This is a genomic window from Marinicellulosiphila megalodicopiae (assembly GCF_045862395.1).
In the GTDB taxonomy this organism is placed as follows: domain Bacteria; phylum Pseudomonadota; class Gammaproteobacteria; order Pseudomonadales; family Natronospirillaceae; genus Marinicellulosiphila; species Marinicellulosiphila megalodicopiae.
This window is the reverse complement of record NZ_AP023087.1, coordinates 2,542,642-2,558,660: the sequence shown is the minus strand read 5'-3', so window position 1 is coordinate 2,558,660 and position 16,019 is coordinate 2,542,642. Positions and strand designations below refer to the sequence as shown.

Below are 16,019 nucleotides of genomic sequence, written 5' to 3'. Positions count from 1 at the left end.
GAGCAGTACACTGGATCGCCAGCAACAAGACGCTGACGATGACGATCAAAAAAGTTTGGGCATCGAGTTTTGGCAAGTGGCGTAGTGTAAAATTGAAATAAACAATAAAGCTAAATGAAGAGAGTTTGGTTTTGTATTTTAGCGAATGGGAGTTAATAAAAATGACAATAAAAATATCTGATAAGTGTGATCAAGAGGCAGTGAATAAAATCATCGCGATGGGTTATCCCGAAAATTTAGAATACATGACTGAATTACTTACATGGACCTGTGATTCAAATTGGCCTATTGCAGGTTCAATTTATGAATACTTTAAAAAGCTGGGTAAGCTTGAGTTATCCACTGTTTTGGACGTCGCTGAGCAAGCAGATTATGACTGGCGATGTAGCCTTATCACATACCTCATCGCATCATATGATGATGATACTTTGAAAGAGTGTGTTGAAAGCTTAAAAAAATGGGCATCTCAAGTAGGTTCTGAAGAATGTGACTTTGAATCGCTTCGTATATTGAGCGAAAGGCAATTGGTCGACGCCTCTGAGGTAGCAAAAATAGCGAAAAGAAATCTATTTGTTTACAACGTATGGATTAAAGAAACATTAGAAGCTGCAGGCAAAGCAATCTATAGCTTGCCTTTAGATGAACATAATCTGTGATCATTAATAACAAAGGTAACCCTCTAACCCTCTTGCCGAATGGTTATGATTTTATTTTGCAAGAGGTTAGTATTTATTTTGGGTGATACACTTTATTTATTAAGCGTGGGATTTACAATTTTAAAAACTCAATTCGCGTCATGCTCGTCACGTTTACGTACTGATTTCCAGTGCATTTTATTTAATAAAACTCAAAAAATTAAAAAACACACACTGGATCTCCAGCAACAAAGTCGCTGAAGATGACGATCGAAACTGGATTGGTTATCCAGTTTTGTAGATTTAATAAATTAAAACAATATCTATTTTTTTTGATGATTCAGATGTTTTTGAGTTAAGGCATCAAGCTCTTTGAATTTTTCAATATTGGCGGTGGCTGTATTGCCTGACCAATCAAAAAGCGCGTCACCCCAATATCCCGATTGGGTAGGTTCCCAAAAAAATGTGCCTAAACCTTGATGATTGGGTAATGAGTGCATAATGTCATTTAAAAGTGTCATTTGTTGGTTGTATTCGACAATGGCAAATTTTAAGTTTGGATATTTTTGTGCCATGGCGTGGAAGCTTGCGTGCCATTGATTACTGGGTCCTTGAAAGGTTTCGTATGCAGATAACCCTAAAATATCAAATTCGACATGGCGCGCAAACGCGTTGTCTACCCACCATTGCATACCTAATAAGCTGCCAGAATTCTCGATATGCATCATGACGGGAATTTCGCTGTCTACTTGTTTGACAGCTTGTGAGCCTGCTTGTAATAACTGAGCTAGGGTGTCCCAATCTTGAGCGCTGCCATTTATGCTGTCATTAATTCTCAAATTTTCACCGTAACAATTTGAAGTGGATGTCGGGATGTGAATGAGTGTCCCGCTTGTAATTTCATTGCCTATTTGAATCATATCTGGGCGGGCATGTTCGTTAATTAGTGATTGCACTAAGTCGGTGGTATAGGCGTTGATTTGTTTTTTCATTTCTGAAAGGGTTGTAATATGACGCCATGATTCAGGAATTACTTGGCTGTCTGGATCGGTCCAACTGTCGCTGTACTGAATGTCTAATAAAAATCCCATGCCTTTAGCTTTCACTTGTTTTGCAAACTCAATGGTATGTTGTTTGTCGTTATAAGCTTCTGCACGTCCTGTGCATACATCATCGGACGCTGCGTATCCATACATGGCAAATGGATCAACAAACGTGCGTAAACGAATATAGTTCACGCCATGATTTTTTAAGATGTCGAGCATGGATTTTCCACCGACACCGTCGGTGTCCACAAACCAAACATTATAATCATTTAGTTCAGCAATGCTGGAAATGTCCATGCCAATAATAAATTGTTGATCAAAACGATTTGGGATACAGGTATTATTTGAATCAGAATAATGATGTTCAGGACACTCAATATTGATGTCAGTCTGAGTTTGTGTCTGGGTCTGGGTCTGGGTCTGAGTTTCTGTTTCTGTTTCTGTTTCTGTTTGCGTAGTTGTGTGTGTCTGGCTCGATGTTTCTGTTTCGCTTATTGTCTGAGTCTGAGTCTGAGTCTGAGTCTGAGTCTGAGTTTGCGTTTGCGTTTGAGTCACTGAATCAGTCTTAGTCTGGGTTGTTTGATTGGTTTGTGTAATGGTATTGGATTGGGTTTGAGTGACGGTATCTGTTTCGGTGTCAGAGGTTATGGTTTGTGTAACTGTATTAAGTAGCGTTTCTGTCACTGTGTATTCAGTGTTTGACGAGGGGTTAGTTGGATTGTCTTGAGGCTCTTGTATTTCAATATTGCAGGCGGTCAGTGCAATAATGGTGCTGAAAATAAGTGTGATTTTTAACATTTGCAATACCTATAGTAACATTTGTTTTGTGTTTATAACTTTTGAGTAACAATTGCACGAAGTGTATAGGAAATCTAGTGAAATCTTCGTCATCAGTTTTGAGTGTATGAAATTGAGCGATTATTCACATTTAATCTCAAAATAGACTCATTTGAATCAGTGTAAATGCATAAAAACCATCATTATAGTGAAAAACTGATTGCCCAATGATCGGGGGCTGGTTTTGCATTTTACATGACAGTTAGTTATAAGATTGCGCAATTGAATAAGTAGTAATATCCAAAATTAAATTACGCACTTCTGCGCTCAGATTAGGTCGTAGGATTCTCGACTTAAAAACGTTGAGTAGATGTTTTTTTGTAGGTCAACTGTTTGCTGTGACACACTACATCTCTGCGAGTTGTCACCTTTGTTTGATTTTTATCGGTGATCAGGGGGGGGCTTTTTTGCAAAAGTGAGTACAAAAGTGAGTGTCAGTTTTAGGATTGTTTTTCTTAGAATAATTGAAAATGCCTTTTAAATTCTTTTCGCCTTTCTAAATTCTTTTTCAAAAATAAGACTTTCTACGAGTTGTCTCATGTTTTGTGTCTTTTCAAATTTCTACTTTCATATGTAATGCCTTTTTGTGTTTTTTATTTGAGCGAATCATAGAAGGTATTGAAGGGATCTTGTATTATATAGCGCTTAATGTTTCATTTATTATTAAATGTCGAAAAAATTAACCAATCTATAGGAAGAATGAAGTGAAAAGTTTTTTAACTATTATCGTAATGTCGGTTGTGTCATTTAATTCAATGGCGATTGAATATTCTATGGGAGTTGATCTGCATAGTGGGGTGAATAAATTTGAGTCCGGTTTTGCTCAAGAAGCAAATTATTTCGATTACGGTGTGTCAAGTGGTAGTAATTTTAATCTGACTCTTGGTTATTTTATGGTGCTATTGGGTAGTGATAGTATTTATGCGATTGAAGTAGATGGTAATAATGTTGATGAAACATTAGTGAATTTAAATTTGTCGGCAGCAATGGGGGCGACATATTTACATGGAAGAACATTAAGAGTCAGCATGCTTTATGGTGTGGATTACTTAATCAGTGGGAAAGCATCAAATACTTGCCAAAATTGTGAAGCTGTTATAAATGAAGTAATTGGTGGTGATTATTTGCAACCTATCGTTGATTTGTATTTGTGGGATGTGACTCCTATTTTTAAAGTTGGATTAATGGCTTCAACTAAATGGTACTTTAATGGCTCTTTAGATGGTGAGTGGGTATTGGGGGTAAGTGGTATCCTTAAGAAATAGTTTAAAAAGATATATTTTAAGGGCTGTTTGTTAATGGCCTTTTTTTTGCACAAATAATATACATTATAAATGTTACTGCTTGGATGTATTGTCAATTAAATAAGAATGAGTAGCTTGACCTGTAATTAATTAAAAGCCTTCTTTATGCTCGGGATGCTATAGTCTGTCCATTATTTTATCTGCAGAAATTAAAAATATGAAAATGTCAAAAACTGTACGAAAATTAAACGACAAGTTGGTCGGTGCATTAAAAATATTAAATGAGTTTGCATGTGAAGAACTTGTTGGTTTCAAAAAATTGGAGCATACCGTAGCATTTGATTTGTTCCCGGGCAGTTTGTTGGTGACCTGTTATTTTGAAGATCAGGCTGCATTAGATAATAGTAAAAAAGATAAGAAAATCATTCAAAAGAAACTTGTAAGTCTGTTGTTAAAACAAGGTATTGTGTTAAAGGACGTGAAACAAAATTTGGCTTTTGCAGTGAGTGAATTGTGAAAGTTGTCGAAATATCTAGTTTGTTTGGCATAGCAAGTTTACGACTTGCATAAAAAATTCAATCTATTAGTGAGTTTAGGAATCAAAATGTTTAAAACCTATTTGTACTATCCGTTAAATCAACGTTTGTTTGTGGATTTGTTGTGTGACGATATTAATCAAAATGTATCAGGGGCGAGTGCTGGTGATTTGGTTGATCGCTTGGAAGGTGAGCACCCGATGCCGCATGTTTTGCTAACTGTGGATGATCTAGAGCAGTTTAGGGCTTGGTTAGAGCCTCGGATTCAAATGTGTTCATGGTTGTATTTTGATGGACAATGCCATTGGGTGGGGCGTAAGTTGCAGTTTGATGATGCGTCTTTGTTTGAAAGTGAATGATTTATAGTCTTATGATATTTCTGGCGATGGGTATTTGGGGTCGAATCATAAAAAATCCATGATTTAACGAATTTTTTCAGTCGTCACTTGTAAGTTATTGAATTAATTATATTTTTTTTTAAATAAATTGATTTTTTTAGTTGACAATAAAAATAAAATCTTCATAATACGCCTCACGTTTTCGGGGCAATATAGCTCAGTTGGTTAGAGCACAGCATTCATAATGCTGGGGTCACTGGTTCAAGTCCAGTTATTGCTACCATGAAAATGCAGAAAAATGTTGGGATGTAGCCAAGCGGTAAGGCATCTGGTTTTGATCCAGTGTACCGCAGGTTCGAATCCTGCCATCCCAGCCAATTTTTCGAACCATTGTTTTTTTTATCTCTTAGTTTCAAAATCCCTTACTTATAAAATTTAAAAAAATCATCAATTATTATTGTATGGTTTATTTTTTGTGCCTGTCTAAAAAGTATTTAATTGCTATTGATTGGATATTAAGTGGGCCACCCACCTAGTATCCAATTTTTCAATTATATTTTTCTAATGCGTCTTCTTAATACGATGGCTAAACACAGCGCTAGCCAAATTAAATTAATATGTCCTAATTTGATATTGTTACTCTTAGTTGGTTCTTCCGGTTCAATTAAATCTGAAATTTCATGAGAGATTTCGGTTTCAGTTTGGGTGTCTGTGTCGGTATTAGATATCGGGTCAATTTGAGTGGTTGTGTCAGTTTGATTTGGAGTGTCAGTGATTGTTTGTTCAAACGTGAACGCATTTAAATCTCGATTACTTGCAGTCCATATTGTGAAAAAACCATTGGTATTTGGCAGTTGAGCTATGTGTGTCGTAAAGCTTGAGTGCGCCGCTGCCTTTAGTGAAATTGAATTGTTGTCCCATTGGAATACAAAAAGGCTGCCTGATTGATTAAGTGCGGTGAATGTGTTGTTTTGCGAGTTGGTGATAATAGAAGTTATTTCGCCAATATTCAGTTTTTGCATAAATATTAACGCACTATCGATAACAGAGTGAATGCTTAAACCAGAAGCGTCACTAATTAATAATAGATTTGTTTGGTCAAAATTTATGGCGTGGGCGAATTTAATGTCGCTAATATTGTAACCTCTTCCTGTGGATTCAAATAAAGATTCTTGCGAGTCGGTTCCGGAAAATATATATAGTTGATTGGTGTTGGTAGTTAAAATTAAATCTTTGTAGTTGTCATTGTTTATGTCTATCACCTGGATGCCACTGACTCCTTCAATTGTTAATCGAGACTGTTCAATAAAACGATCCAATAAGTTCGACTGAAGGATGTATAAAGTTTGGTCGTCTGAAATTATTATTGTTTGATTGTTGATCACAGCGCTTTGGTTGATTGATTCAATTGGGAGTTCATTAAAGGTATTGCTTTCAATTAAAGTGTTTTGAGAACCTAAATAGACTTTGCTTGGTTCGAGGTTTGAGGTCACTACCAAATCAAATTGATTGTCCTCGTTCAGATCCATTATTTCAACTTTGTTTGTGTCGTGGTTTTGAGCAAAATGAGAAATGATAGAGTACTGGCTTTGGGTGTTAGGAATTATTAATTGGCTGTCTTGGTTTTTGAAACTTAGTGATAGTAATTGTTCATCGAAAATGCTCGTTAGGTGAGTGATTTCATTTTCAAATTTAATATTTGCTTGTTTGTTTAGATTTAAAGTGGATTTGCTTAAAAAGCTCACCCATAAACTATTGGATTGATTGGCTAAATTTGAATCTTGTGTGCCCGTTGGAATATCACTTATGTTTGCATCTATCTTTATGCTACCAAAATCAGGTGAAGTGATTGTTACATCTAATGATGTTTGGTCATTGAATAAACTGACAGGGCAGCGTAATCCGTTAATTATTTCACTGCATTGATCATTTTTGATTGGGCTTAGAGAGGTGATATCAACATAAATAGTTTGCTGTTCTTTTTGTCCTGAGCCAGAAATCTGAAATGAAACGGTTTTAATTGAATTTATGGTTGTCAGTAAATTTTGATCAATAGTGGTGATAGAAAAATCTATTGGGCGGGTTTCGTTTACATTGATTGTGATTTCTTGAGTTATGGTTGCTTCATTGTCTGTTACTTCTATTGTTACTACGTGCTTTCCAAGATCTGAAATAGTAGGGGTGCCATATAAAGTTTGGTTATGAATGATTAGCCAATTAGGTAAGTTTGTTGCTGAAAATATTAAATCATCTTGGTCGGCATCGTTTGCGATTAAGCTAATGGTTGTTGATTGATCAATGGCTGCTAGGTATTCAAATGGCATATCAAACGAAGGGCTGTCATTAATTGGTAGAACAGCAATAGATAACTCATAGGTGTCACTGATTGATTGACCATCAGTTGCTTGAATATTGACCCTTAAATCGCCGTTAAAATCCACATTTGGTGTAATTTGTTCATTAAATACTTGATAGTCTTCACCTTCTAGAATGATTAATTCAATATCGTCGTTTTCAATGTCCGTCACAAGCACGTGATCAATGTTAATTGAAATTGATGAGTCTTCAAGCAAGGATATGCCAGTTTGACCTGAGATGACAGGGGAGTCATTGATGGGTAATACGTCAATGGAAAGATCAAAGATATTGCTGTCATCACTGGAATCATTTATTTGAATGGGAACGGTTAAGGTTCCATAAAAATTTTTCGCAGGGACGATTTGGTCATTAGCTAAAGTGTAATTATCGCCATTAAAAACGGTTAATGAAAATACAAGTGGATAATTGCTATCGTTATCTGTTACTTGAATGCTGTTGTAATTAAGTGTCAGTGCTGTGTCTTCATTTGTGGTGATTGTTGATTGTCCAGTAATTATCGGAGCGATATTTTTACTTGGCCAACCAATGTCTTTTAAAACATGAAAGGCGAGGCCGATACCATCAGCTTTACCTGTATTGTATGGTTCCATTACTTCATCTGGTGTAGCAGATGTATCAAAGTGGGACACATTACTTGCGGATTTATAAGTGGAAGGGGTGTACATTTTTATTAAATTGTTTGTGACGCCATCTGATTTTGTGGTTGTTGCTAAATTTGTATTTGGGCCTGTGAAAAATAAATTGTTAGAAATGGAATCTTGTGCACGAATATTATTGCCTGCTTCGTCGTGTGTGCCATCTAGGTCTCCCCAGTTTTGTCCATTACCATTTACTAAATGTTTCATAAATGGATCATCCAAATAAATCGTATCTAGTACGTTTCCATTCGCATCAATCCATTGATAAAAAAGTCGTGAGCCATCTTCAGAAACCGTTGAGATAAAACCTAAGCCATGAATTAATTCATGTAAAACGACTTCTAAAAGACTGACTTTGTTATTGGGTGCTTGGTCGTATTCGTAATACCAAGTGCTTCCGCCAAGGCAGTTTCCTGAATCTAAATTTGAGTTAAAAATAGCGGTGATATCTGGTTTTTCTGGTTCTAAATCTTCTTTTGCAATGGCATTTGCAAGGGCGATTGGATAAAGGGTGTCTTGGTGAGGGGCATTTTTAAAATTATACGCAGTGCTAAAAGGTGAGGCGCTGCCAAGGGTTGCGCTACTTGGTGTACATGTTAATTCGTCAAATCGAGCTAGTACGATGATGTCTATTTCGGATCTTAAGTAATTTGAAAGCATCGCTGCTGCTTGTTCAAATACTTTTAATCGATTTGCCCCAAAAGTTGGGTCATTAAATCCTTCGCCTGCCTCATCATCAATATGAATTTCGATATTTGCCGCCAAAGTATAAATAGATGTAAATGAAAACAGTGCGGCAATACTGATAATAGATAGGATTTTATTGGTATAAAATTTCATTGGGTGTCCTTTTTGATGCCAACTGGAATGGTTTGATTAAACTCGCTGAATACTAAGTTTCCGTGTTCATCTTTGTGGGCGACAGATATGGTTTTTAACCGATCTTGGCTGTGTAATATAACGGTGCCGTCTTTTTTTGTAGTGGCAGTAACACCATTAACCGATAGATTATTTTCTAATGATTGGTTTAGTTCGGTTATATGGGTGTTGGGTATATTAATGGATGAGTGGCTATGAGTGTGTTTTGTTTTTTGCTTGATGAGTTCTGTTTTTGTTAGGTTACTATTGATCGTTGTAAAATCAGTGATTGTTTCATTTTGGGGTGTATTGGTTTTAACATGAATTTGCTTTGCATTTTTTTGGGGTTGATTTGAGTCTTTTAAAAAAATATAAATAAATGCACTAGCGCTAAAAATGAGCAAAAGAAAAATGAATACATGAAGTGTGTGTTTGTATTTAATTATCACTTATGTTTTACCGATAATAGTTAAAGCTTGATTGTATTCTAATTAATATTCTAAATGCCTCACAACTCAGGCAGTATGTGCTGTAGTGCACAGTTCAAAAAAACTTTATTAGTCAAAGTGAGAACAATCCCCGTTATAACATTAATCCTACAATTATATTGTATAAATAAGATCTGTTTGACTGGAAATAAGCTACATATTGGCTCTTTAGTGCTAGCAAGGTTGCTGTTATAATTGCGCTCCCTTTTTTTAAGTATGAAGTAACATGTCCAAAAAAGTCTTTATTAAAACTCATGGTTGCCAAATGAATGAATACGATTCGTCTCGTATGGCAGATTTGTTGGGCGAAAGTCATGATATGGTGCAGACCTTTGATGAAACTGAAGCGGATGTTTTGTTATTAAACACCTGTTCAATTCGTGAAAAAGCACAGGAAAAAGTATTTCACCAATTAGGGCGTTGGAAAAAACTTAAAAAGAAAAACCCGAATATTCAAATTGGTGTCGGTGGATGTGTGGCCAGTCAAGAAGGCGAGGCGATTTCAAAGCGCGCACCAGAAGTAGATGTGATTTTTGGACCACAAACATTGCATCGTTTACCAGCTATGTTAGATAAAAAAACCGCAAACGATAATAAGATTGCGGTTGTGGATGTGACGTTTCCTGAAATTGAAAAATTTGATCACTTACCTGCACCAAAATCCGATGGTATCTCGGCGTTTGTTTCGATTATGGAAGGGTGTTCAAAATATTGTACATTTTGTGTTGTGCCGTTTACACGAGGTGAAGAAGTCAGTCGTCCATTTAATGATGTGATTGAAGAGGTTGTGCATCTAGCTGAGCAAGGCGTGCGTGAAATTAATTTTCTAGGTCAAAATGTGAATGCTTATCAAGGTACGCGTGATGGCGTTCAGCCTGCGGATTTGGCAGAATTAATAACGTTAACTGCTCAAATTGAAGGGATCGATCGAATTCGTTTTACTACTAGTCATCCGGTTGAGTTTTCTGATGCATTGGTGGATGTTTATGCTGATGTTCCTGAGTTGGTGTCTCATTTGCATTTGCCTGTTCAGTCTGGTTCGAACTCGATTTTAAGTAAAATGAAGCGTGGACATACTCGTGAAGAGTACATTGAAAAAATGGAGCGTATTCGTAAAAATCGACCAAATATTTGTTTTTCTTCTGACTTTATTGTGGGGTTTCCTGGTGAAACTGAGCAAGATTTTATGGATACGATGGATCTGATTGCTCAAATTGGGTTTGATTTTAGTTATAGTTTTGTTTATAGCGCAAGGCCTGGAACACCTGCGGCCAGTCTAGAAGATGAAACCCCTGAAGAATTAAAAAAGCAGAGATTGGCATTGTTGCAAAATCGCATCGCTCAACAAAATACCGATATTAGCCGTAAAATGGTAGGAAATGTTGAAGTGGTATTAGTTGAAAATGCAGGAAATAAAGATCCAAGTCAATTATGTGGTCGGACTGAAAATAACCGATTAGTGTTTTTTAAATCAGATGATCACAGCTTGATTGGTAAATTTGTGCAAACCAAAATTACTCATGGTCATGCAAACTCGCTTCAAGGTGAATTGGTGAATGTGGATTTGGCTTTTTAATTAAATCGATTTAAATAAAAAACAGGCTTTATGCCTGTTTTTTTATGTCTGATGTTTGTTAAGTAGAAAATGGTTGTTTTGATTGATGATCATTTGACGAGTCATGTTTGATGAGATGAGACTGTATCTCTTTGTTGAATTTAATCATTTTGTAGCTTGGGTCGTAACTGTTGAATATAATATCCCAAAGAATACTGGTATTGCCAAAATTTTCATTCCAGTGAACTTGATAGTGATACAAGTGAAATTGTTGTATGAACTTCAAATAACTTTTTTATGAAGCTTGTAATGAATTTGAAAATGTACAAACTCACAAAATTGATTGTTGATTAATAAGCCAAAAACGAAGCTAAAAAATAATCTAGAAATATTCAGGGTGCGAATAGAAAGTGTAGGGGGGTAAATCAATATACCGCATGTAATTGATAGTAAGTTGATGCGGTAAAACAGTAAAACCAGCTTAACTGTTGAGCATCGTTTAATGGAAGGGTGGCTTTTGGTAATATGCAAGGCTATGTTTTAAATTGTTGTGGCAGGATGCAAAATCATAATGCTGATCTAAGCTGAGATTTATACACCCACAATGACATAACCTATGAATCCACAGCATTTTCAAAACATACTTAAGCAGGTAAGCAAGCTCGATCCTGTTCAAAAACAAACTCTATCCACCGCTTTAGTTGCACAAGAAAATCCCATTCTTGCGCGGCTGTCTAAAGAAGTGATCACCCACTCAAAATGCATTCATTGTCAAAGTAACCGCTTGCGAAAATACGGTTTTAGTAATGGCAGACAGCGATTTTTTTGCAACGAATGTCGCAAAAGTTTTGTGTGCACTCGAGGCAGTGCTTATTTTTATCAGCACAAACCTGAGCTTTGGCAAAAATATTTAGAGCACATGCTTGACCAAGATAGCATTCGGCGTTGCGCAAAAGATTTAAATATTTGTGTGACGACCTCTTTTAATTGGCGTCATCGTTTTATGAATGCTACTCAAAACACCTATGAATCAAGGCTTGAAGGTATTATTGAAGCAGATGAAACGTATTTTCGAGAATCTAAAAAAGGCGAACGAAACTTAAACCGACCTGCAAGACAACGAGGATCTAAAGCATCCACACCCTGTATTAATCAGCACGATTGGGTGGCAGTGTTAACCGCTAAAGATCGAAATCATCATGAATTTGATCAAATATTAACTCACGTAAATGGCGCTGAAATCAATCAATGCTTAGGCTGCAAAATTGCCGACGAATCTGTTTTATGTACCGATGGGCAGCCGGCTTATAATCAAATTTGCAAAGAACATCATTTGCATCATGCGGTGATAACCAACAATCAAACGCAGCAAAGTTTGTATCATATTCAAAATATCAATAATTATCACAGTCAGTTAAAGCGTTGGTATTTGAAGATGCATGGAGTGGCCAGTAAGTATTTGGCGAAGTATTTGGGTTGGTTTAGAATGCTGGACTGGCACAAATATCAGACCTTTTCTAGCGACATTAAGAGCGAAAGCGAAAAACTGTTTGAATTCAAACTGTTACAGGTGCAGCAACATAAATTTGAAACATAGCCATATGCAAAAAAGATCATTCAATATTTTGAGGTCCCAACAGAAAAGTGAATTGAATTGTTTTCGCTAGAATAAGCGGTGTTTAAGTAAATTTTAAGAAAAAAAACAGGCACAAAGCCTGTTTTTTTAGAATTGAAAGGTTTAGATTAATTCAACTTTTTCAATTTCATATTCAATTTCACCAGAAGGGGCTTTAACTGTAGCGGTGTCGCCTTCTTCTTTGCCGATTAAGGCGCGAGCAATCGGTGAAGTGACGTTGATTTTATGATTTTTAATGTCGGCTTCATCTTCACCTACAATTTGATAAATCACCTCTTCTTCAGTGTCAACGTTAACCAAAGTTACAGTGGCGCCAAAGTACACTTTACCGTCTTTTGGTAGGGTAGTAATGTCAATTACCTGTGCATTTGATAGTTTACCTTCAATCTCAGCAATACGACCTTCGGCAAACCCTTGCTCTTCACGTGCAGCGTGGTATTCAGCATTTTCTTTTAAATCACCATGTTCACGGGCCACAGCAATATCATGGATAATGCGTGGTCGTTCTATGGTTTTAAGTTGTTCAAGCTCTTTAATTAAGGCTTGTTCACCTTTTTGTGTCATTGGAAAACGTTGCATATCTAAAATCCCTTATTTATGTAAATCTTGTAAGCGACGTACGGTTGTGTTTTTGCCAAATTCAATAGCTAATACAGAGGCTTCAGCACCAGCAAATGTGGTGGTATAGAAAACTTTGTGTTGCAATGCGCTTCGACGGATCTCAGCACTTGATTCGATGGATTGACGACCTTCTGTTGTGTTGATTATAAATGCAATTTCATCGTTTTTAATCATATCAACCATATGTGGGCGGCCTTCACGTACTTTATTTACAATTTTAACGTCAAGACCAGCTTCTTCAATGACTGTTGCTGTTCCACCTGTAGCTAGAATGTTAAAACCTAAAGCTTTTAGGCGTTTAGCTAAATCAGCAATGAAAGGTTTGTCGGTATCACGAACTGAAATGATAACATTTCCCGATTCTGGTATGGCTGCACTTGCGCCAAGAGATGCTTTACCAAAGGCCTCGCCAAATGTGTCGCCAGTACCCATTACTTCTCCAGTAGATTTCATTTCTGGAGATAAAATCGGGTCAACGCCTTGGAATTTGTTGAATGGGAAAACAGACTCTTTCACACTGAAGTGCTTAGGAATGATTTCTTCTGTAAATCCAACTTCTTCTAATGTTTTGCCCATCATCACTTTGGCGGCAACTTTAGCTAAAGATACGCCAATTGCTTTAGATACAAATGGAACGGTACGAGATGCGCGCGGATTCACTTCAATGACGAAAATTTCACCGTCTTGCCATGCCATCTGAACATTCATTAAGCCAATTACACCTAATTCTAAGGCCATTTTCTTACATTGGTCTTTAATTTCATCTTGCACTTCTTGAGGTAGGCTGTAAGGCGGAAGTGAGCAGGCTGAGTCGCCTGAGTGAACGCCTGCTTGTTCAATATGCTGCATAATTGCGCCAATGACTACATTTTTGCCATCAGAAATGGCATCGATGTCGACTTCGATTGCAGCGTTTAAGAAATGGTCTAATAATACTGGGGAGTCATTAGATACTTGAACCGCTTCACGCATGTATCGAGCTAGTTCTTCTTCTTTATAAACGATTTCCATTGCGCGACCACCTAATACATAAGATGGGCGAACCACTAGTGGATAACCAATTTCATTTGCTTTAGCGATAGCCGCATCTGCAGAGCGAACCGTAGCGTTTTCAGGTTGTTTGATGCCTAATTTCTCAGCCATTTGCTGGAAACGTTCACGATCTTCGGCGCGGTCAATCGCTTCTGGGCTTGTACCTATTATCGGTACACCAGCTGCTTCTAAAGCACGAGCTAGTTTAAGTGGTGTTTGTCCACCGTATTGAACGATTACGCCTTTTGGTTTCTCAATTCGAACGATTTCTAATACGTCTTCTAAAGTAACGGGTTCAAAGTATAAGCGATCAGATGTATCGTAATCTGTTGAAACAGTTTCAGGGTTGCAGTTAACCATGATTGCTTCAAAGCCTTCTTCTTTTGCAGCAAATGCAGCATGTACACAGCAATAATCAAACTCAATACCTTGACCAATACGGTTAGGTCCGCCACCTAAAATGATGATTTTATCTTTATCAGAAGGCGCTGATTCACATTCTTCTTCGTAAGTTGAATACATATAGGCTGTGTCAGATGCAAATTCAGCAGCACAGGTATCTACGCGTTTGTAGACAGGGTGTACGCCTAAATCGTAACGACGTTTGCGGAACTCTTTTTCGCTGATACCTAATAGTTTAGCTAGACGGAAATCAGAAAAGCCTTTGCGTTTTAGGCGGAAAATAGTGTTTTTGTCTAATTCAGACATGCGTAATTTAGTTACGGCTTTTTCTTCTTTGATTAAATCTTCAATTTGAACTAAAAACCAATGATCTACAGCGGTATGTTTGTATAATTCTTCAAGGGTCATGCCCATACGAAATGCATCGGCAATGTACCATATACGCTCAGGTCCAGGCTCTTTTAATTCACGCAATAATATGTTTTTAGAATCTGGGTCGGTTAAATCTAAGATCGGATCAAAACCCATTGCGCCAACTTCAAGTCCGCGTAATGCTTTTTGCATAGATTCTTGGAATGAGCGACCGATGCTCATGACTTCGCCAACCGACTTCATTTGAGTGGTTAAGCGATCGTTTGCTTGAGGGAATTTTTCAAAAGCAAAACGTGGAATTTTAGTCACAACGTAATCGATGCTTGGTTCAAACGACGCTGGAGTACGACCGCCAGTGATGTCGTTTTGCAATTCGTCTAATGTGAAACCTACTGCTAATTTTGCAGCGATTTTAGCAATAGGGAAACCTGTTGCTTTTGATGCCAATGCAGATGAGCGTGATACACGTGGATTCATCTCAATGATGACCATACGACCATCTTCAGGGTTAATACCAAACTGTACGTTTGATCCACCTGTTTCAACACCAATTTCACGTAAAACAGCCAAAGATGCATTTCGCATGATTTGGTATTCTTTGTCAGTTAATGTTTGAGCAGGGGCAACGGTGATCGAGTCACCTGTATGAACGCCCATTGCGTCAAAGTTTTCAATCGCACAAACAATGATGCAGTTGTCCGCTTTGTCACGAACCACTTCCATTTCGTATTCTTTCCAGCCGATTAATGATTCATCAATCAATAATTCGCTAGTAGGAGAAAGGTCAAGTCCGCGTAAACAGATTTCTTCAAACTCTTCTTTATTATAAGCGATGCCGCCACCGGTGCCGCCCATTGTAAATGACGGTCGAATAATAGAAGGGAAGCCTAATTCTTTTTGAATTTTCCACGCTTCTTCCATTGTATGAGCAATGCCAGAACGCGGGCATTCAAGGCCGATTGCCTTCATAGCTTTGTCAAAACGGTCTCTGTCTTCTGCTTTATCGATTGTGTCGGCATTGGCACCGATCATTTCAACGCCGTGCTTTTCTAGTACGCCGTGTTTTTCTAAATCTAATGCACAATTAAGTGCCGTTTGGCCACCCATTGTTGGTAATACTGCATCAGGCTTTTCTTTTTCGATGATTTTTTCTACAACTTGCCAAGTGATTGGTTCAATGTAGGTTGCATCCGCCATAGCAGGATCGGTCATGATCGTAGCTGGGTTTGAGTTTACTAAAATTACTCGATAGCCTTCTTCGCGTAAGGCTTTACAGGCTTGAGCGCCTGAGTAATCAAATTCACAGGCCTGGCCAATTACGATTGGTCCAGCACCTAAGATTAAAATACTTTTGAGGTCTTGTCTTTTTGGCATGGTTTGTCTTCCAACTTACTGTGTTGAC

11 protein-coding genes and 2 tRNA genes are annotated in these 16,019 nt (G+C 37.4%); 8 read left to right on the top strand and 5 right to left on the bottom strand.

Going from position 1 to position 16,019, the window contains the following annotated elements; genetic code table 11:
- The first annotated feature begins 161 nt into the window (after positions 1 to 161).
- On the top strand, positions 162 to 656 hold the full coding sequence (locus tag TYM08_RS10965; protein WP_422379188.1) for a DUF5071 domain-containing protein: 495 nt from the start codon (positions 162 to 164) through the stop codon (positions 654 to 656).
- 302 nt (positions 657 to 958) lie between these two features.
- Here the strand turns inward: TYM08_RS10965 and TYM08_RS10960 are convergent, their stop codons facing one another.
- Positions 959 to 2,479 carry a glycosyl hydrolase 53 family protein gene (locus TYM08_RS10960; RefSeq protein WP_422379187.1) on the bottom strand — a complete coding sequence of 507 codons (1,521 nt, stop codon included), beginning with the start codon at positions 2,477 to 2,479 and terminating at the stop codon, positions 959 to 961.
- A gap of 743 nt (positions 2,480 to 3,222) precedes the next feature.
- On the opposite strand from TYM08_RS10960, the gene TYM08_RS10955 reads away from it, so the two are divergent.
- The 5 genes from TYM08_RS10955 to TYM08_RS10935 all read left to right on the top strand — a co-directional run bounded on the left by TYM08_RS10955 (position 3,223) and on the right by TYM08_RS10935 (position 5,013).
- A complete protein-coding gene (locus tag TYM08_RS10955) occupies positions 3,223 to 3,783 on the top strand; it encodes a hypothetical protein (RefSeq protein WP_422379186.1) in 561 nt (186 codons plus the stop codon).
- Positions 3,784 to 3,985: 202 nt separating this feature from the next.
- Entirely contained in the window at positions 3,986 to 4,279 is a 294-nt protein-coding gene (locus tag TYM08_RS10950) for a hypothetical protein (RefSeq protein WP_422379185.1), read from the top strand.
- Between the two features lie 87 nt (positions 4,280 to 4,366).
- Positions 4,367 to 4,657, top strand: coding sequence for a hypothetical protein (locus TYM08_RS10945; RefSeq protein ID WP_422379184.1), 291 nt, complete (start codon positions 4,367 to 4,369; stop codon positions 4,655 to 4,657).
- 185 nt (positions 4,658 to 4,842) lie between these two features.
- Positions 4,843 to 4,919 (top strand) — tRNA-Met (locus TYM08_RS10940).
- A 19-nt stretch (positions 4,920 to 4,938) separates the two neighbouring features.
- Positions 4,939 to 5,013, top strand: a tRNA-Gln gene (locus TYM08_RS10935).
- Positions 5,014 to 5,187: 174 nt separating this feature from the next.
- Here the strand turns inward: TYM08_RS10935 and TYM08_RS10930 are convergent.
- Both TYM08_RS10930 and TYM08_RS10925 read right to left on the bottom strand, forming a co-directional pair.
- Positions 5,188 to 8,493 (bottom strand): Ig-like domain-containing protein, encoded by a 3,306-nt coding sequence (locus tag TYM08_RS10930; protein ID WP_422379183.1) that lies wholly within the window; start codon positions 8,491 to 8,493, stop codon positions 5,188 to 5,190.
- Positions 8,490 to 8,915, bottom strand: coding sequence for a hypothetical protein (locus TYM08_RS10925; RefSeq protein ID WP_422379182.1), 426 nt, complete (start codon positions 8,913 to 8,915; stop codon positions 8,490 to 8,492). Before TYM08_RS10925 ends, TYM08_RS10930 begins: the two co-directional genes overlap by 4 nt.
- Before the next feature lie 310 nt (positions 8,916 to 9,225).
- Here TYM08_RS10925 and miaB point away from each other — a divergent pair, with 310 nt between their 5' ends.
- A complete protein-coding gene (miaB, locus tag TYM08_RS10920) occupies positions 9,226 to 10,575 on the top strand; it encodes a tRNA (N6-isopentenyl adenosine(37)-C2)-methylthiotransferase MiaB (RefSeq protein WP_422379181.1) in 1,350 nt (449 codons plus the stop codon).
- Positions 10,576 to 11,170: 595 nt separating this feature from the next.
- Positions 11,171 to 12,151 carry an IS1595 family transposase gene (locus TYM08_RS10915; RefSeq protein ID WP_422379180.1) on the top strand — a complete coding sequence of 327 codons (981 nt, stop codon included), beginning with the start codon at positions 11,171 to 11,173 and terminating at the stop codon, positions 12,149 to 12,151.
- A 141-nt stretch (positions 12,152 to 12,292) separates the two neighbouring features.
- Here TYM08_RS10915 and greA read toward each other — a convergent pair whose 3' ends face one another.
- Both greA and carB read right to left on the bottom strand, forming a co-directional pair.
- Entirely contained in the window at positions 12,293 to 12,769 is a 477-nt protein-coding gene (greA, locus tag TYM08_RS10910; protein WP_422379179.1) for a transcription elongation factor GreA, read from the bottom strand.
- 12 nt (positions 12,770 to 12,781) lie between these two features.
- Positions 12,782 to 15,991, bottom strand: coding sequence for a carbamoyl-phosphate synthase large subunit (gene carB, locus TYM08_RS10905; protein ID WP_422379178.1), 3,210 nt, complete (start codon positions 15,989 to 15,991; stop codon positions 12,782 to 12,784).
- Between the last annotated feature and the right edge of the window lie 28 nt (positions 15,992 to 16,019).